The sequence below is a fragment of the Brevundimonas albigilva genome (genome assembly GCF_023573565.1).
In the GTDB taxonomy this organism is placed as follows: Bacteria; Pseudomonadota; Alphaproteobacteria; order Caulobacterales; family Caulobacteraceae; genus Brevundimonas; species Brevundimonas albigilva.
This window is the reverse complement of the sequence record NZ_CP097649.1, coordinates 217,458-234,634: the sequence shown is the minus strand read 5'-3', so window position 1 is coordinate 234,634 and position 17,177 is coordinate 217,458. Positions and strand designations below refer to the sequence as shown.

Below are 17,177 nucleotides of genomic sequence, written 5' to 3'. Positions count from 1 at the left end.
CGCCCGGCCTCGCTGGTAAAGAGCGCGCCAACCGACGTCCGTCATTGGGGGTCGGATGACGGCGAAAGGATGACCGGCCGATGAAGCTGCTTTCTGGCAACTCCAACCGCGCGCTTTCCCAGGCCATCGCCGACCACCTGGACGCCCCGCTGACCAAGGCCCAGGTCAAGCGCTTCGCGGACAACGAGGTCTTCGCCGTCATCGAGGAGAACGTCCGCGGCGAGGATGTCTTCATCCTGCAATCGACCAGCTATCCGGCCAACGACAACCTGATGGAACTGCTGATCATGACCGACGCGCTGGTGCGCGCCTCGGCCCGGCGCATCACGGCGGTCATGCCCTATTTCGGCTACGCCCGGCAGGACCGGAAGACCGGCGGGCGGACCCCCATCTCGGCCAAGCTGGTGGCCAATCTGATCACCCGCGCCGGCGCCGACCGGGTTCTGACGATGGATCTGCACGCCGGCCAGATCCAGGGCTTCTTCGACATTCCGACCGACAACCTGGTGGCCACGCCGGTGCTGGCGCAGGACATCAAGGAGAACTATCCGCGCGGCGACGACCTGATGATCGTCTCGCCCGATGTCGGCGGCGTGGTGCGCGCGCGCGCCCTGGCCAGCCGCCTGGACGCCGACCTGGCCATCGTCGACAAGCGCCGGCCCAAGGCGGGCGAGAGCGAGGTCATGAACATCATCGGCGACGTCGAGGGGCGTCGCTGCATCCTGTTCGACGACATCGTCGATTCGGGCGGCACGCTGGTGAACGCCGCCAAGGCGCTGATCGACCAGGGCGCGACCGAGGTGTCGGCCTACATCAGTCACGGCGTCCTGTCGGGCCCGGCGGTCCAGCGCATCACCGACGGGCCGCTGAAGGAACTGGTCATCACCAACTCGATCGAGCAGCCCCACGAAGTTTTGAACTGCAAGAAAATCCGAGCGGTTTCCGTGGCTCCGCTGATTGGTGAAGCTATCCGTCGGATCGCAAACGAGGAATCGGTTTCCAAGCTGTTCGATTAACCTTCGAACAACCACTTTTTGCGCGTTATAAGACTTCCGTAACCCTGACGTTCCCCCGCGTCCCCGTGTAACTGGAAGCTTAGCCGATGACCCAGCGTTTCGTGAGCCGCGGCCTGACCCTCGCCGCCCTCGCCGCCGTCTCCGTTCTCGCCGCCTGCGAAAGCGGTCCGTCGAAGGCCGAACTGGAGGCCCAGCGCCTGGCCGCGGAGGCCGCCGCCCGTCAACCACCGCCCATCGCGCTGAACGACGGCGTGGCCCAGGCCGCCTCCATCTACGTCGCCTATCTGCGCGAGGCGGGCACGATCCAGCCCGGCGGCTTCGACAGCGCCGAGGCTATCCAGTCCGCCCTGCGCAAGGGCGTGGCCTACGACCCGGCCCAGCTGTCGCGCGGCCTGATCGCCTATGGCGCCATCCTGGCGCTGCAATCGCCCGAGTTCGTCGCCGGCGTGCGCCAGTATGCGATCGACCCGGCCCAGCGCCAGCAGATCGTGGCCCAGATCGTGGCCGACCCCGCCTACGCCGCCACCTTCCCCGGCGCCGACGCGGCCGCGGGCCTGATCACCGACGCCATCAGCAAGGACGCCCTGGCGGTGCGCGTGATCGGCGAAGCGATCGAGCAGGACGCCTATACGATCCAGGAGCGCAGCGACCCGCGCCGTCGCTGGGCCGTCGCCCACATCCAGAATCGCGAGGAGCGGCTGGAGGGCGCCAAGACCCTTTCGGCGGCGCAGATGCTGCCGTCGGCCGAGGATTCCGCGCGGCTGCTGACCGCCGCCTCGTCCGGATCCGGCCTGGGCGTGACGCCGTCGCGCAAGGCGCCGCCCTACACCCCGGCGGTGACCCGGTCGCTGGCCATCGCCGCGCTGGCCGCCCTCGGCGCCGCCGGCGACGAGGCGCGCGCCAATACCGAGGCGCTGACGGTGGAGACCAACAACGAGTTCTGCCTGAACATGTCCAAGCTGATGCTGTACCAGTGCCTGGCGGCTTCGCGCCCCAGCTATGAGGACATGTTCTGCCTGGGCCGCCACGTGGTGCGCGACGTGGCCAGCTGCACCACCACCGCCGTCCTGTCGCCGATCATCACCGTGGGCGACCCGCAGGAGACGGGCGTGACGCCGGCCGCCAGCGCCGCCCAGACCGCCGTCGCCGTCACCCCGGCCCCGACGCAGACGCCCGCTCCCTCGAACTGACGGGCGTCTCTCGCCCGGTCAGTGGTTGTCCCTCGGCAGGCCCAGGGTGTCGACGATGCGGTGGTATTTGACGGCGGGCTCCAGCACGGCGCCGGTCTCCAGCTCGCCCACCATCGACCGCTGGATCTCCTGCCAGGGCGTCTGGGACGCCGGGTATCTGTAGCCGCCCGCCGCGTCGAAGGCCCGGCGACGTTCGGCCAGTTCTTCGGCGTCGATCAGCACATCGACCTTTCGCGTCTTCAGGTCGATGCGCAGGCGGTCGCCGGTCTTCAGCAGGGCGATGTTCCCGCCGGTCGCTGCTTCCGGCGAGGCGTTCAGGATGGACGGGCTGCCCGAAGTGCCCGACTGGCGGCCGTCGCCGACGCATGGCAGGGCGTGCACGCCCTGCTTGATCAGGTATGCGGGCGGACGCATGTTCACCACCTCGGCCGCGCCGGGGTGGCCCACCGGCCCCGCCCCGCGCATCACCAGGATGCTGTCGGTGGTGATGGCCTCGGCCGGATCGTCGATGCGGCGGTGATAGTCCTCTGGACCGTCGAACACGACCACCGCGCCCTCGAAGGCCTCAGGGTCGGACGGATCGGACAGGTAGCGGTCGCGGAACTCGGGCGAGATCACGCTGGTCTTCATCACCGCGCTGTCGAACACATTGCCCGACAGCACCAGGAAACCCGCGTCCTCGACCAGGGCGTCGTCGAAGGTGCGGATGACGTCGGGCAGCACGATGCCGGCGTCGCGGCAGTTGTCGCCCATCGACCGGCCGTTCACCGTCAGGGCGCCCTCGTGGATCAGGCCGTGCTTCATCAACTGGGCCACGACCGCCGGCACGCCGCCCGCCTGGTGATAGTCCTCGCCCAGATATTTGCCCGCCGGTTGAAGGTTCACCAGCAGCGGCACCTTGTGGCCGACCGCCTCCCAGGTCTGCAGCGGCAGGTCGACGCCGGCGTGGCGCGCCAAGGCGGTCAGGTGGATGGGGGCGTTGGTCGAGCCGCCGATGGCGGAGTTGACGACGATGGCGTTCTCGAACGCCTCGCGGGTCAGGATGTCCGAAGGCTTCAGATCCTCGCGCACCATGTCGACGATGCGCAGGCCGGTCTTGTAGGCCACCTGCGGCCGCTCGCGGTAGGGCGCGGGAATGGCCGCCGATCCGGGCAGGCTCATGCCCAGGGCCTCGGCCAGGCTGTTCATGGTGCTGGCCGTGCCCATGGTGTTGCAATAGCCGACCGAAGGCGCGGAGGTGGCGACCAGATCGATGAACTGCTCGTAGTCGATCTCGCCGGCCGCCATCATCTCGCGGGCCTTCCAGATGATGGTGCCCGAACCGACCCGCTCGCCCTTCAGCCAGCCGTTCAGCATCGGCCCGACCGACAGGGCGATGGCCGGGATGTCCACCGTCGCCGCCGCCATAAGGCAGGCCGGCGTGGTCTTGTCGCAGCCGATGGTCAGCACCACCCCGTCGATCGGATAGCCGTAAAGCAGTTCGACCAGGCCCATGTAGGCCAGGTTGCGGTCCAGGCCCGCCGTCGGGCGCTTGCCGGTTTCCTGGATCGGGTGGACGGGAAACTCCAGCGCGATCCCGCCCGCCTCGCGGACGCCTTCGCGGACCCGCTTGGCCAGCTCGATATGGTGGCGATTGCACGGCGACAGGTCCGACCCGGTCTGGGCGATGCCGATGATCGGCTTGCCTGAGCGCAGCTCCTCCAGCGTCAGGCCGTAGTTCAGATAGCGTTCCAGATAGAGCGCCGTCATGTCCGGGTTCGACGGATTGTCGAACCACGCACGGGAACGCAGAGGCTTGGTCATGAGTCACTCGGGCAAGCGAAGATTACTCAGACAAATAGACGCCCCCGATGCGCCTTGGCAATGCCGCTAGCGATCCTCCAGGGCCTCGGCCGCCTGAGCGCGCGAATTGGCCACCAGAACGTCCATCGCCTTTCGCGCGCCGCCCGCGTCTCCCGCCGCGATGGCGTCGAAGACGGCCCAGTGCTCCGGCATCGGGTCCGGCGGCAGCTTGTGCTTGCGGCCCTTGTAGAAGGTCGTCCAGCGCACGCCCGCGCCGATGGTCGAGGCGAGGCTGACCAGGGGCGCGTTGCCGGTCGCGTCCAGCACCAGCTGGTGAAAGTCGCGGTCGGCCGACTGACCGGCCTCGGTCTTCAGCCCCGCCCGCTCCATCGTCTGCAGGGCTTCGCGCATGGCCTCGATCTGGGGCCCCGTCCGGCGTTCGGCGGCCAGGGCGGCGGCGGCCGGTTCGACGATCATGCGCAGTTCGAACAGACCCTCGACCAGCGCCCGCGCGGGCTCCGCCTCGAAGAACCAGGCCAGCACGTCGGGGTCCAGCAGGTTCCAGCGGTTCATCTCGGTGACGCGCGTCCCCACCCGGGGGCGGCTCTCGACCAGCCCCTTGGCCGCCAGGATCCGCACGGCCTCGCGATAGGCGCTTCTGGACACCTGAAGCCGCTCGCTGAACTCGATTTCGTTGGTGAGGATGTCGCCGGGTTGGTGGCGGCCGGAAACGATCTCGACGCCAAGTTGATGGGCGATGGAGCCGTGCAGCCTTTCCTTGCCCGCCTTGCGGCGACCCGGCCGCGCCTGAACTGGAGATGCTGACATCGAAACCTTCCGTGAATCGCTCACATCTAGCACGGTGCGACACAAGGCGCCGATTGACGGCTAGAGCATATCCGACCTATCGTGAATGGTAGCGCTATCATCGCTGGACGGACGTCGGAACCGGCGGGGCACAGGGAGAGAAGATCATGACCATCGCCGATGGCCGCACCATCACGCTTGCTCGCCGCACCTTCGTCACGGGCCTGCTCGGCGCCGTCGCGGCGGCCCCCCTGGCCGGGCCGGCGCGCGCCCAGGCCGGTCGGCCGGAAGCGGGCGCCCTCTACAAGGACGCCGCCCAGCCCGTGGCCGCGCGGGTCGAGGACCTGCTGCGCCGCATGACGCTGGAGGAGAAGGTCGCCCAGATGGTCGGCATCTGGGAAAAGAAGGGCGACATCCAGACGGCCAACGGCGACTTCGCGCCGGACAAGGCCTCGCGAGCCTTCCCGCACGGCCTGGGGCAGATCTCCCGTCCGTCGGACTTCCGCGGCGTCGATCCCAGCCAGAACGGCGCGGCCGGCGCCTCGGGCGAGGCGGTCAATCGCGACGCGCGCCAGACCGCCGACTACATCAATGCGGCCCAGCGCTGGGCGGTCGAGCAGACCCGCCTGGGCATCCCGATCCTCATGCACGAGGAGGCGCTGCACGGCTATGTGGCGCGCGGCGCGACCAGCTTCCCGCAGTCGATCGCCCTCGCCTCGACCTGGGACCCCGAACTGGTCACCCGCGTCTTCTCGGTGGCGGCGCGCGAGATGCGGGCGCGCGGCGCCCAGCTGGCGCTGGCCCCGGTCGTCGACGTGGCGCGCGATCCGCGCTGGGGCCGGATCGAGGAGACCTATGGCGAGGATCCGCACCTGGTCTCGGAAATGGGCCTGGCCGCCATCCGCGGCTTCCAGGGCGAGACCCTGCCGCTGGCGCCGGACAAGGTGCTGGTCACGCTGAAGCACATGACCGGCCACGGCCAGCCCGAGAACGGCACCAACGTCGGCCCGGCCGACATCTCCGAACGGACCCTGCGCGAGAACTTCTTCCCGCCGTTCGAGCGGGCGGTGACCGAACTGCCGGTGCAGGCGGTGATGGCCTCCTACAACGAGATCGACGGCCTGCCGTCGCACGCCAACCGCTGGCTGCTGCACGACGTGCTGCGCGGGGAATGGAGCTACAAGGGTTCGGTGGTGTCTGACTATTTCGCCATCCGCGAGCTGAACACCCGCCACCAGATGTTCGGCTCGATCCAGGAGGCGGCGATGCGCGCGCTGGACGCCGGCGTCGACATCGAACTGCCGGACGGCGAGGGCTACAACCACCTGCCGGAACTGGTGCGGTCGGGCCAGGTGACCGAGGCCCAGATCGACGAGGCTGTGCGCCGCCTGCTGACCATGAAGTTCCTGTCGGGCGTGTTCGAGACCCCCTATGTCGATGCGGCGGCGGCGGAGGCCAAGGAAGCCACGCCGGACGCCGTGGCCCTGGCGCGCGAGACGGCGCAGCGGGCGATGGTGCTGCTGAAAAACGATCAGGGCGTCCTGCCGCTCAAGGCCGACCGCATCCGCAAGCTGGCGGTCCTGGGAACCCATGCGCGCGATACGCCGATCGGCGGCTATTCCGAGGTGCCGCGCCACGTCGTCAGCGTGCTGGAAGGCCTTCAGGCCGAGGGGCGCGGCAAGTTCGAGGTGGTCTATTCCGAGGCCGTGCGAATCACCGAGAGCCGCGTCTGGGCCGCCGACGAGGTCACGCTGGTCGATCCGGCGGTCAACGCCCGGCTGATCGAACGCGCGGTCGCCGACGCCCGCGACGCCGACGTGATCGTGATGGTGCTGGGCGACAACGAGCAGACCAGCCGCGAGGCCTGGGCCGACCAGCACCTGGGCGACCGCGACTCGCTGGAACTGCTGGGTCAGCAGAACGACCTGGCGCGGGCGATCTTCGCCCTGAACAAGCCGACCGTGGTGCTGCTGCTGAACGGCCGCCCGCTGTCGGTCAACTATCTGGCCGAGAACGCGCCGGCCCTGATCGAGGGCTGGTATCTGGGCCAGGAGACCGGCCACGCCGTCGCCGACGTGCTGTTCGGCCGCGTCAGCCCCGGCGGCAAGCTGCCGGTGTCGATCGCGCGGTCGGTCGGCCAGCTGCCGATCTTCTACAACTACAAGCCCAGCGCGCGGCGCGGCTATCTGTTCGACACCACCGCGCCGCTCTATCCGTTCGGCTACGGCCTCAGCTACACCACCTTCGAAATGTCCGAGCCGCGCCTGGCGCGCGCCTCCATCGGCATGGGCCAGAGCGTCCAGGTGTCCGTGGACGTGCGGAACACCGGCGGGGTGAAGGGCGACGAGGTGGTCCAGCTGTACATCCGCGACGACCAGGCCTCGGTCACCCGTCCGGTCAAGGAGCTGAAGCACTTCAAGCGCGTGACGCTGGAGCCGGGCGCGCGAACCACGGTGACCTTCGAGATCAGGCCGTCCGACCTGTGGTTCTGGAACATCGACATGGAGCGGGTGGTCGAGCCCGGGACCTTCACCATCAGCGCCGGCCCGAACTCGGCCGAGCTGAAGTCCACGACCCTGACCGTGACGGAGTAGGATCGATGCCGCGTCCTGTCGTCGCCGCCGTGACCCTTCTGCTGGCGGCGACGCCGGCGGTCGCCCAGACGCCCGCCGCCCCCAGTCTGGCGCCCCTCTTTTCCGACCACGCCGTGCTGCAGCGCGACCGGCCGATCCCGGTCTGGGGCGCCGGGACGCCGGGGGCGGCGCTGACCGTCGAGCTGGACGGCCGAACGGCGCGGACCGTCGTCGGCGCGGACGGCCGCTGGCGCGCGGAACTGCCGGCCCATGCGGCGGGCGGCCCCTATGAGCTGCGCGTCCGGGGCGCCGGGGGCGAGGCGACGGCCGGCGACGTGCTGGTCGGCGACGTCTGGCTGTGCTCGGGCCAGTCGAACATGGAGCTGCCGGTCGAGCGGACGCTGAACGCGCCCAGCGTGATCGGCGCGGCCAATGACGACGGCATCCGGCTGATCACGGTGCAGAAGGACTTCGACGTCGCGGCGCAGGACACGTTCCGCAATCCCCTGGCCTGGGCGGCGGCGTCGCCCGCCTCGGTCGGCGGCTTTTCGGCCGCCTGCTATTATTTCGCCCAGGAGCTGAGGCGCGACCACGACGTGCCCACGGGCCTGATCAGCAGCAACTGGGGCGGCTCGAACATCGAGACCTGGATGTCGCCCAAGGCGCTGGCGGCGCAGGGCTATGGCGACCAACTGTCGATCCTGTCGGAGATGGCGACCGATCCCGTCGCGGCCCAGGGCCGGTGGGGTCTGAGATGGCAGGCGTGGTGGGAAGGCCTGGCGACCGACAGGCCCTGGTCGCCGGATGACGCCGGCGAATGGACGCCGGTTCCCGTCATGGAGCCGTGGGAACGCTGGGGCGTCCCGGCGCTGGCGAACTACAACGGCATGGTCTGGTATAGGCTGGACATCGACCTGACGGCGGACCAGGCGGCGGCGGGGCGGACCCTGTCGCTGGGCGGCGTCGACGAGGCGGACCAGACCTGGGTCAACGGCGTGGCGGTGGGGGCGTCCGGATCGGGCGACCGCCTGTACGCCCTGCCCGCCGGCCTGCTGAAGGCCGGACGCAACACCGTGGTCGTCAACGCCTATGACACCTGGGAGGTCGGCGGCCTGTACGGGCCGGCCGAGAAGCGGGCCCTGGTGCTGGCCGACGGCGGGCGCGTGCCGCTGGACCCGGCGGGATGGCGCTATCGCGTGGCCGGCGACGTGACCGCCGCGCCGCCGAGAGGGCCGTGGTCGTCCACCTCGGGCCTGACGACCATCGCCAACGCCATGATCGCGCCGCTGCACGACTATGGGCTGCGGGGCGCGCTCTGGTACCAGGGCGAGTCCAACACCGGCGCGGGGAAACAGTACCAGGCGCTGCTGACCGGACTGATGGCCGACTGGCGCGAGCGGTTCGGGCCGGACCTGTCGTTCCTGGTGGTGCAGTTGGCCAACTTCGGCGCGCCGCCGTCGGCGCCCGGCCCCTCGGGCTGGGCCGAACTGCGCGAGAGCCAGCGGCTGGCGGTGGCGGCGGACGACAACGCCGGCCTGGCGGTGGCCATCGACCTGGGCGACCGCTGGGACATCCACCCGGCGCAGAAGCAGGAGCTGGGCCGGCGCCTGGCGCGGGCCGCGCGGCACGTCGTCTATGGCGACCCGGCGCCGCCATCGGGGCCGGTCCCCGCCTCCGTCCGGCGCGAGGGCGGCGAGATCGTCGTGGCCTTCGACGACGTGACCGGGACGCTGAAGACGCTGAGCGGCGCCCAGGCCATCGGCTTCGAACTGTGCGACGGCGACGCCTGCCGCTACGCCGCCTCGGCCGCCGCCTCGGGCGCGGAAGTGCGGCTGGCCGCGCCCGCCGGAGATTCGGTGTCGGAGGTCCGCTTCTGCTGGGCCGACAGTCCGGTGTGCAACCTCTATGACGCCGCGGGCCTGCCCGCCGGGCCGTTTCGGATGGAGGTCCGCTGATGCGACGGTCCCGCCTGTCTGTCGCGGTCGCGGCCGCCGCCCTGGTCCTTTGCGCCGGAGCGCCGGCCGTCGCCTGCCAGGGCCTGGTCGCCGTGTGCGAACAGGCGTCGGCGGACGGCGCGTCGCTGATCGTCGGAGGACGGCCGGCGCGGGTGCTGACCGATCCGGGCGACTGGCCCGGCGTGATCCGCGCCGCCCACGACCTGCAGGCGGACCTGGGCCGCGTCTCGGGCGGCGGCGCGCCGGCGGAGGACGGGCCGGTGGTGCTGGTCGGGACGGCCGGGCGCAACGCCGTCATCGACCGGCTGATCGCCGAGGGCCGCCTGCCCGCCCCGACCGGCTGGGACGGCTTTGTCCAGGCGGTGGTCGAGCGGCCTATGGACGGCGTCGCCCGCGCCCTGGTGATCGCCGGGGCGGACAAGCGCGGGACGATCTACGGCGCCTACGACATCTCGGAACGGGCAGGCGTGTCGCCCTGGGCGTGGTGGGCCGACGTGCCGGTCGCGGTGCGCCGCGACCTGTCGCTGACGCCGGGCCGGCGCGCCGATGCGCCGGCCGTCCGCTATCGCGGCGTCTTCCTGAACGACGAGGAGCCGGCGCTGGGCGACTGGGTGCGGCAGACGTTCGGCGGCTTCAACCACGCCTTCTACGAGAAGGTGTTCGAGCTGATCCTGCGGCTGAAGGGCAATGTCCTGTGGCCGGCCATGTGGGGCAAGGCCTTCTACGACGACGACCCGCTGAACGCCGTGATGGCCGACGAATACGGGGTCGTCATCGGCACGTCGCACCACGAGCCCCTGGCCCGCGCCCATGTCGAATGGGAGCGCTATGGCGAGGGCACCTGGGACTGGCGGACCAACCGCGAGGTCCTGAGCCGATTCTGGCGCGATGGCGTCAGACGACGCGGGACCACCGAAAGCCTGGTCACCATCGGCATGCGCGGCGACGGCGACGAGGCGATGAGCGAGGACACGGCCATCCCCCTGCTGGAAGACATCGTCCGTTCGCAGCGCCGGATCATCGAGGCCGTCACCGGACGGCCCGCTGCCGAGACGCCCCAGGTCTGGGCCCTCTACAAGGAGGTGCAGGACTATTACGACCAGGGCATGCGGGTCCCGGACGACGTGACCCTGCTGTTCGCGGACGACAACTGGGGCAACATCCGCCGCCTGCCCGCGCCCGGCGACCGGGCCGGCGGGTCGGGGGTCTATTATCACTTCGACTATGTCGGCGGGCCGCGGAACTACAAGTGGCTGAACACGACCCAGAACGAGCGGACGTGGGAGCAGATGCGGCTGGCGTGGCAGGCGGGGGCGGATCGGCTGTGGGTGGTCAACGTCGGCGACCTGAAGCCGATGGAGGTCCCCATCGACTTCTTCCTGGACCAGGCGTGGGACCCGCAAGGCATGACGGTCGAGCGGATGGCCGGGTGGTCGCGCGACTGGGCGCGGGCGCAGTTCGGCGAGGCGCAGGCGGACGAGATCGCGGAGCTGATCGACCTCTACACCCGCTACAACAGCCGCCGGAAACCCGAGCTGATCGGGCCGGACACCTTCAGCCTGGTCAACCACGGCGAGGCCGACCGGATCGAGGCCGAATGGGCCGAACTGGCGGCGCGGGCGGACAGGGTCCGGGCGAGCCTGCCTGCGGAATACGACGACGCCTTCGTCCAGCTGGTCTGGTTCCCGATCCAGGCCAGCGGCAATGTCACCGCCCTGCATATCGAGACGGGTCGCAACCGGCTGTACGCCGCCCAGGGTCGCTGGCAGGCGGCGCAGGCGGCGGCCGAGGCCGTGCGCGCCCGCTTCGCGCGGGACGTGGAACTGGAGGCGATCTACCACGGGCTGAAGGGCGGCAAGTGGGACCACATGATGTCCCAGACCCACATCAGCTATGACGACTGGCAGCAGCCGGAGCGGGACGTCCTGCCCGAGCTGGCGACGGCGCGGGCCGAGCGCGGGGCCCGGCTGGGCGTGGCGGTGGAAGGCCGGGCCGAAGCCGTGGCGGCGGGCGCCGGGGCGCGCCTGCCCGAGCTTTCGCCCTACAGCGCCGCCCGCTGGATCGAGGTGTTCGACCGGGGCGACCGGCCGGCGGATTTCCGCATCGAGGCCGGGGCGCCGTGGCTGAGGCTGTCGCGGACGGAGGGGCGCGCGGGAGAGACGACGCGGATCGCGGTGTCGGCCGACTGGGCCGCCGTCCCCGCCGGTCGGCACGAGGTCCCGGTGACCGTGACCGGGCCGGACGGCGCCGTCGTCGTCACCGCCGTGGTGACCAGGCCCGCCGAGCCCCCGGCCGCGGGACGCTTCGTCGAGAGCGACGGGGCGGTGGCGGTCGAGGCCGTGGATTACACCCGCGCGATCGGCGGGCCGGGTGTGGACTGGCAGGCGGCGCCTGGCCTGGGGCGCACGGGATCGGCGGTCACCACGGCGTCGTCGGACGCGGTCGGGTTGACGCCGGGCGGCGACGGGCCCCGGCTGGAGTACGACATCCACCTGACCGAGGCGGGCGAGGCGGAGGTGCAGCTGTGGCTTTCGCCCACGCTGGATTTCCGTGGGCGCGACGGCTTGCGCTACGCCGTGTCGATCGACGACGGCCCGGCCCAGGTCGTGACCCTGGACCTGCTTGCGGCCGGCGCCGGAGAGAATGCGGACTGGGACCGCGCCGTCTCGGACAATCTCGCGCGGACGGTGTCGCGCCATCGGGTCGCGACGCCGGGACCGCACACGGTCAAGGTCTGGCTGGTCGATTCCGGCCTGGTGTTCCAGCGGCTGGTGGTGGCGACGAAGCCCCTGCCCGACAGCTATATGGGACCGCCCAACAGCGCGAGGGCGGACTAGGTTCGATCGACATCCGGTTCCGGGACCAAAGCGGTGGCCAGCGACCGGCCCCTTCAATGTCGGTTGGGTCCAGGTCAGAACGCCGACTGGGCGAAGGGGCCGAAGACGGCGCCGACGAAGCCGCCGGCCGTGCGGGTGCTGAGCAGCGTGCCGTCCGCGCCCGCCAGGACGGTGGACCAGTCGCCGTCACCCTGCGCGACCGCGAAGTCGTAGGCGTCGCCGCGTCCGGCGATGCGGAACCGGATCGGCCCCTCGCCGGCCAGCGGCCGGCTGGCCAGCAGTTCGCCCCCGCTCGCCTGGTCGGGTCCGGCGCGGCGGCGCAGTTCGACGATGGCGCGGCCGTCCTGGCGCACCACGGACAGGGCGTACCAGTAGTCGTCGCTCTGGAGCACGGCGAGGCCGGCGCGGTCGCCCTCGCGCGTCGGCGCGGCGCGCAGCACGGTCTGGGCTTGCGCGTTCTGATGCTGCTGGCGGCGAGCCAGGAAGGAGGGGTTGGCGTTGTCGCCCAGGCCGACCGGCCGCGCCTTCAGCGTCAGGGCGCCGGGATGGCTGTCGAGGTCGAACCAGGCCTCGCGCGGATTGCGCAGCATCATCCAGTAGGGCGGCAGGGCGGGCCCGTCGAACGCGTCCACGACCTCGAAATCGCCGCTCGTGGGCACGTCCGGCGCGGGTTGGGCCGGCAGGTTCGGCCGCTGGCCGACATACGGAATGGCCTCGCCCCGCTTCAGGATCACGGGCCAGTCGCCCGACCAGTCCACCGGCAGCAGGAAGGTCTCGCGCCCGGTGTTGTAGAAGTCGCCCTCATAGGGCCGCACCGCCAGGAAGGTCGCCGCCCACGCGCCGTCGGGCAGTTGCACCAGGTCGGCGTGGCCGGCGGAGGTGATGGGATTGGGCCGATCGCGCGGCAGGTCGCGCTGGGTCAGGATCGGATTGCCGGACCAGGGTTCGTAGGGGCCGTCGGGCTTGCGCGAGCGCAGCACGACCTGGGAGTGGCCCTCGGCCGTGCCGCCCTCAGCGCAGACCAGATAATACCAGTCGCCCTTGCGGATGAGGTGCGGCCCTTCGATCCAGATCGGGTTGGTCGAGGGATCGACGCCGCCGTCCACCAGCACCTTGCGCGGCCCGACGGTCTTTTTCCCGACGGGATCGAAGCGCTGGATCCAGATGGCGCGGTGGCCCTCGTAGCGGGGCGTTCCCTCCGGCGGGCCGTTGTTGACGATCCAGGCCGAGCCGTCGGTGTCGAAGAACAGGCCTGGGTCGATGCCGCCCTTCAGATCGGGCAGCCAGACCGGATCGGACCAGGGACCGGCCGGACCGCTGGCGGTGATCAGGAAGTTGTCGCCGCAATCGACGCAGGTGTTCAGGATGTAGAAGGTCCCGTCCCTATGCTCGATCGTCGGGGCGAACACGCCGCGCGACAGGCCCAGGGTTCCGAAATCCAGCTGATCCGGCCGGTCGATGGCGTTGCCGATCTGGGTCCAGCTGACCAGGTCGCGGCTGTGAAAGACCGGGATGCCCGGGAAGTAGGCGAAGGTCGAGGTGACCAGATAATAGTCGTCGCCGACGCGCGTGATCGACGGGTCGGGATAGAAGCCCTGCAGGATCGGGTTGCGGTACTGGTCGGCCGTCGGTTCGGCGCCCTGATGCGCGGCGTCGGTTCCGCGATAGACGAAATGGTCGAACACCGCCTCCTGCGCCGTCGCCCCGCCCGCGACCGCCGCCAGGGCGAGGGCCGCCAGGGCCGCGCTGCCTGTCCTCCTCATCCGATTGTCCTCCCGCGATTATTTTTCACTTGTCTGAGTTTTTGCATTCGGCTCTTGTTAGCGCAACCACAAGGAGGAAGACGATGACCCAGGGCCTGACCCGTCGCGACCTGATGGCCGCCGCCGGCGCCGTCGCGATCGCCCCGGCCGCCGCGCCGGCCTTCGCCGCCGAGCCCAGCCTGAACGATCTGGCGCGCGCCAACGGCCGCTTCTTCGGCAGCGCGGTCGGCGCCGGCGACGCGGGCGTCACGGCGTCGCTGGGCGATCCGACCTATCGCCGCCTGCTGACGCGCGAGTGCGGCCTGCTGGTCTGCGAGAACGAAATGAAGTGGTACGTGCTGCGGCCCGACGCCCAGACGTTCGACTTCTCCCGCGCCGATCGGATCGCCGACTTCGCGCGCGAGAACGGCATGGACCTGCGCGGCCACACCCTGCTGTGGCACCATCCGCAGTGGTTCCCGGCCTGGGTGGCGAAGCACGACTTCGGGCCCCAGCCCGCCACGGCGGCCGAGGCCATGGTGGTCGATCACATCCAGCGCGTCGCCGGTCGGTATCCGCAGATCCGCTCTTGGGACGTGGTCAACGAGACGGTGGACGCCGAGACCGGCGAACTGCGCGAGACGCCGCTGTCGCGCGCCATGGGGCAGTCGGTGCTGGACGTGGCCTTCCACGCCGCGCGCGAGGCCGCGCCCCAGGCCCAGTTGGTCTATAACGACTACATGAGCTGGGAGGCCGGGCACGAGAAGCACCGGGCCGGGGTGCTGCGCCTGCTGGAGGGCTTGAAGGCGCGCGGCGTCCCGATCGACGCCCTGGGCGTGCAGAGCCACATCGGCTCGGGCAACAGCGACGACTCGGTCGGCTTCGACACCGCCCAGGAGCGCGAATGGGGCGCCTTCATGGACGAGGTCGTGGGCATGGGGCTGGAGGTCGTGATCACCGAGTTCGACGTCCACGACAAGAACCTGCCCGCCGATATCCCCTCGCGCGACGCCGCCGTCGCCGAACTGGGCCGGCGGTACCTAGATCAGATGCTGGCCTACCCGCAGACGACGGGCGTGGTCGCCTGGGGCATGGCGGATTCCCACAGTTGGCTTCAGGGCAACTGGCCCCGCGCCGACGGCCTGCCCAAACGGCCGACCCCCTATGACGCCGAGGGCCGCGCCAAGCCGCTGCGCACGGCGATCGCGGACGCCTTCCGCGCGGCCCCGCCAAGACCCGCATGAGCCGCCCTTGACGCTCGGGCGTCCGCCCGCGATGATAGCGCTAACACTCAAGAACCGCTTCGCATTGACGGAGCTGGCGGGGGGGAAATGACGACGCTTATCCACGATCTGCCCGGCGATTGGCGCGAGGGCGTCTTCCTCGGCCGGCTGGCGCTGCCTGAGGGACCGACGCCGGTCCTAGTCCGCAAGGGCCGGGTGCACGACATTTCGGCCTGGGCGCCCACCTCGGCCCAGGCGGCCGCCCGCCCCGACCTGGCCGACGCGCCGGGCCGGGACTTGGGCGACCTGGAAACGCTGGCGCTGAGCCCCGCGTGGAACGACGCCGACGTCGCGCCGCGCCTGCTGTCCCCCGTCGATCTGCAATGCATCAAGGCCTCGGGCGTCACCTTCGCGATCTCGGCCGTCGAGCGCGTCATCGAGGAGCGCGCGCGCGGCGACGCCGACAAGGCGCTGGCCATCCGCGAGGCGCTGGCGGATCGCGTCGGCGCGGACCTTTCGGCCGTGAAGCCCGGCTCGGACCAGGCTTACGCCCTGAAGGACGCCCTGATCGCCGACGGCCTGTGGTCGCAATACCTGGAAGTCGCCATCGGCAAGGACGCCGAGATCTTCACCAAGGCGCCGGTCCTGGCCTCGGTCGGCTGGGGCGAACTGGTCGGCGTGCGTCCAGACAGCGCCTGGAACAACCCCGAGCCCGAGGTCGCCATTCTGTGCGATCCGGCGGGACGTCCCGTCGGCGCGGCGCTGGGCAACGACGTCAACCTGCGCGACATCGAGGGCCGGTCCGCCCTGCTGCTGGGCAAGGCCAAGGACAATAACGCCTCGGCCGCCCTGGGCCCGTTCGTGCGCCTGTTCGACGACGGCTTCGGCATGGACGACGTGCGCGACGCGACGGTGTCGCTGGAGGTGCGCGGCGACGACGGCTTCGTGCTGGAGGGTTCGTCCTCGATGCGGCTGATCAGCCGCGACCCGCTGGACCTGATCGGCCAGACGTTGAACGAGAACCATCAGTATCCGGACGGCTTCATCCTTTACCTCGGCACCATGTTCGCCCCGATCAAGGATCGCGACGCGCCGGGCCAGGGCTTCACCCACAAGCCGGGCGACGTGGTGACCGTGTCGTCCGAACGCCTGGGAACGCTGCGCAACCGCGTGACCACCACCGACCGGGCCCCGCCGTGGACCGTGGGCGTGGTCGAACTGATGTACAATCTGGCCGGTCGCGGCCTTCTGCAGGAGCGATCGATTTGAGCGCCGCCGTCTATCCGTCCCTGAAGGGCAAGCTGGTCGTCGTCACCGGAGGCGGATCGGGCATCGGCGCCGGCTTCACCGAGGCATTCGCCCGGCAGGGCGCGCAGGTGGTCTTCCTGGACGTCGCGGTCGAGGACTCGGAGGCCCTGGCCGCATCGCTGTCCGGCCTGTCGCCGGCGCCGGCGTTCAAGCGATGCGACCTGATCGACATCGCCGCCCTGCAGGCCTGTTTCGCCGAGATCGCGAGCCAGTACGGCGACGTCGACGTCCTGATCAACAACGCCGCCAACGACGACCGCCACAGCCTGACGGAGGTCACGCCCGCCTATTGGGACGACCGCGTCGCGGTGAACCTGCGTCATCTCTATTTCGCCGCCCAAGCCGTGGCGCCGAGGATGCGCGAGCGCGGCGCGGGCGTGATCATCAACCTGGGCTCCATCAGCTGGCACCTGGGGCTGCCGGACCTGTCGCTGTACGAGACGGCCAAGGCCGGGATCGAGGGCATGACCCGGGCCCTGGCGCGCGAACTGGGCGTCGACGGCGTGCGCGTCGTCTGCATCGTGCCGGGCAACGTCCAGACCCCGCGCCAGATGAAGTGGTACACGCCCGAGGGCGAGGCCGAGATCGTCGCCGCCCAATGCCTGAAGGGACGGCTGCAGCCCGCCGACGTCGCGGCGCTGGGCCTGTTCCTGGCCTCGGACGACGCACGTTTGATTACAGGCCACGAGTATTTCGTGGACGCCGGCTGGCGATAGGGTTTCCTAGGATTTTCACGCCCGCGTC

The 17,177-nt window shown here is 70.5% G+C and carries 11 protein-coding genes; 8 read left to right on the top strand and 3 right to left on the bottom strand.

Features of this window, described 5'->3' with window-relative positions:
* The first annotated feature begins 80 nt into the window (after positions 1-80).
* On the top strand, positions 81-1,016 hold the full coding sequence (locus M8231_RS01195) for a ribose-phosphate pyrophosphokinase (RefSeq protein ID WP_250202084.1): 936 nt from the start codon (positions 81-83) through the stop codon (positions 1,014-1,016).
* 86 nt (positions 1,017-1,102) lie between these two features.
* Positions 1,103-2,206: a hypothetical protein gene (locus tag M8231_RS01190; RefSeq protein ID WP_249751552.1), complete on the top strand. Its 1,104-nt coding sequence runs from the start codon at positions 1,103-1,105 to the stop codon at positions 2,204-2,206.
* 18 nt (positions 2,207-2,224) lie between these two features.
* On the opposite strand, the gene M8231_RS01185 is transcribed toward M8231_RS01190, so the two are convergent.
* Positions 2,225-4,009, bottom strand: coding sequence for an IlvD/Edd family dehydratase (locus M8231_RS01185; protein WP_249751553.1), 1,785 nt, complete (start codon positions 4,007-4,009; stop codon positions 2,225-2,227).
* A gap of 66 nt (positions 4,010-4,075) precedes the next feature.
* Positions 4,076-4,816 carry a FadR/GntR family transcriptional regulator gene (locus M8231_RS01180; protein WP_249751554.1) on the bottom strand — a complete coding sequence of 247 codons (741 nt, stop codon included), beginning with the start codon at positions 4,814-4,816 and terminating at the stop codon, positions 4,076-4,078.
* Positions 4,817-4,962: 146 nt separating this feature from the next.
* Between M8231_RS01180 and M8231_RS01175 the strand changes: the two genes are divergently transcribed.
* Genes M8231_RS01175 through M8231_RS01165 form a run of 3 tightly spaced genes read left to right on the top strand, consistent with a single transcriptional unit; the run spans position 4,963 to position 12,160 of the window.
* Positions 4,963-7,389 (top strand): glycoside hydrolase family 3 N-terminal domain-containing protein, encoded by a 2,427-nt coding sequence (locus M8231_RS01175; protein ID WP_250202083.1) that lies wholly within the window; start codon positions 4,963-4,965, stop codon positions 7,387-7,389.
* Between the two features lie 5 nt (positions 7,390-7,394).
* The gene (locus M8231_RS01170) at positions 7,395-9,323 is read left to right on the top strand and encodes a sialate O-acetylesterase (protein WP_250202082.1); all 1,929 of its coding nucleotides are present in this window, start codon (positions 7,395-7,397) and stop codon (positions 9,321-9,323) included.
* A complete protein-coding gene (locus M8231_RS01165) occupies positions 9,323-12,160 on the top strand; it encodes a glycosyl hydrolase 115 family protein (RefSeq protein WP_250202081.1) in 2,838 nt (945 codons plus the stop codon). The genes M8231_RS01170 and M8231_RS01165 overlap by 1 nt, the downstream gene beginning before the upstream one ends.
* A 74-nt stretch (positions 12,161-12,234) precedes the next feature.
* On the opposite strand, the gene M8231_RS01160 is transcribed toward M8231_RS01165, so the two are convergent.
* Complete coding sequence (locus tag M8231_RS01160) at positions 12,235-13,923, bottom strand: glycoside hydrolase family 43 protein (RefSeq protein ID WP_250202080.1); 1,689 nt, start codon at positions 13,921-13,923, stop codon at positions 12,235-12,237.
* 83 nt (positions 13,924-14,006) lie between these two features.
* Here M8231_RS01160 and M8231_RS01155 point away from each other — a divergent pair, with 83 nt between their 5' ends.
* The 3 genes from M8231_RS01155 to xylB all read left to right on the top strand — a co-directional run bounded on the left by M8231_RS01155 (position 14,007) and on the right by xylB (position 17,149).
* Positions 14,007-15,146, top strand: coding sequence for an endo-1,4-beta-xylanase (locus M8231_RS01155; protein WP_250202079.1), 1,140 nt, complete (start codon positions 14,007-14,009; stop codon positions 15,144-15,146).
* A gap of 87 nt (positions 15,147-15,233) precedes the next feature.
* Positions 15,234-16,394, top strand: a complete 1,161-nt coding sequence (locus M8231_RS01150; RefSeq protein WP_249751557.1) for a fumarylacetoacetate hydrolase family protein — start codon at positions 15,234-15,236, stop codon at positions 16,392-16,394.
* Positions 16,391-17,149 carry a D-xylose 1-dehydrogenase gene (xylB, locus tag M8231_RS01145; protein WP_249751558.1) on the top strand — a complete coding sequence of 253 codons (759 nt, stop codon included), beginning with the start codon at positions 16,391-16,393 and terminating at the stop codon, positions 17,147-17,149. The genes M8231_RS01150 and xylB overlap by 4 nt, the downstream gene beginning before the upstream one ends.
* Positions 17,150-17,177 lie beyond the last annotated feature (28 nt).

What these genes read in the sequence shown, in the direction of transcription:
- M8231_RS01180 (WP_249751554.1), bottom strand. Translation starts at nt 4,816, where the DNA reads ATGTCAGCATCTCCAGTTCAGGCGCGGCCGGGTCGCCGCAAGGCGGGC.
- M8231_RS01195 (WP_250202084.1), top strand. Translation starts at nt 81, where the DNA reads ATGAAGCTGCTTTCTGGCAACTCCAACCGCGCGCTTTCCCAGGCCATC.
- M8231_RS01185 (WP_249751553.1), bottom strand. Translation starts at nt 4,009, where the DNA reads ATGACCAAGCCTCTGCGTTCCCGTGCGTGGTTCGACAATCCGTCGAAC.
- M8231_RS01175 (WP_250202083.1), top strand. Translation starts at nt 4,963, where the DNA reads ATGACCATCGCCGATGGCCGCACCATCACGCTTGCTCGCCGCACCTTC.
- M8231_RS01150 (WP_249751557.1), top strand. Translation starts at nt 15,234, where the DNA reads ATGACGACGCTTATCCACGATCTGCCCGGCGATTGGCGCGAGGGCGTC.
- M8231_RS01190 (WP_249751552.1), top strand. Translation starts at nt 1,103, where the DNA reads ATGACCCAGCGTTTCGTGAGCCGCGGCCTGACCCTCGCCGCCCTCGCC.
- M8231_RS01155 (WP_250202079.1), top strand. Translation starts at nt 14,007, where the DNA reads ATGACCCAGGGCCTGACCCGTCGCGACCTGATGGCCGCCGCCGGCGCC.
- M8231_RS01160 (WP_250202080.1), bottom strand. Translation starts at nt 13,923, where the DNA reads ATGAGGAGGACAGGCAGCGCGGCCCTGGCGGCCCTCGCCCTGGCGGCG.
- M8231_RS01165 (WP_250202081.1), top strand. Translation starts at nt 9,323, where the DNA reads ATGCGACGGTCCCGCCTGTCTGTCGCGGTCGCGGCCGCCGCCCTGGTC.
- M8231_RS01170 (WP_250202082.1), top strand. Translation starts at nt 7,395, where the DNA reads ATGCCGCGTCCTGTCGTCGCCGCCGTGACCCTTCTGCTGGCGGCGACG.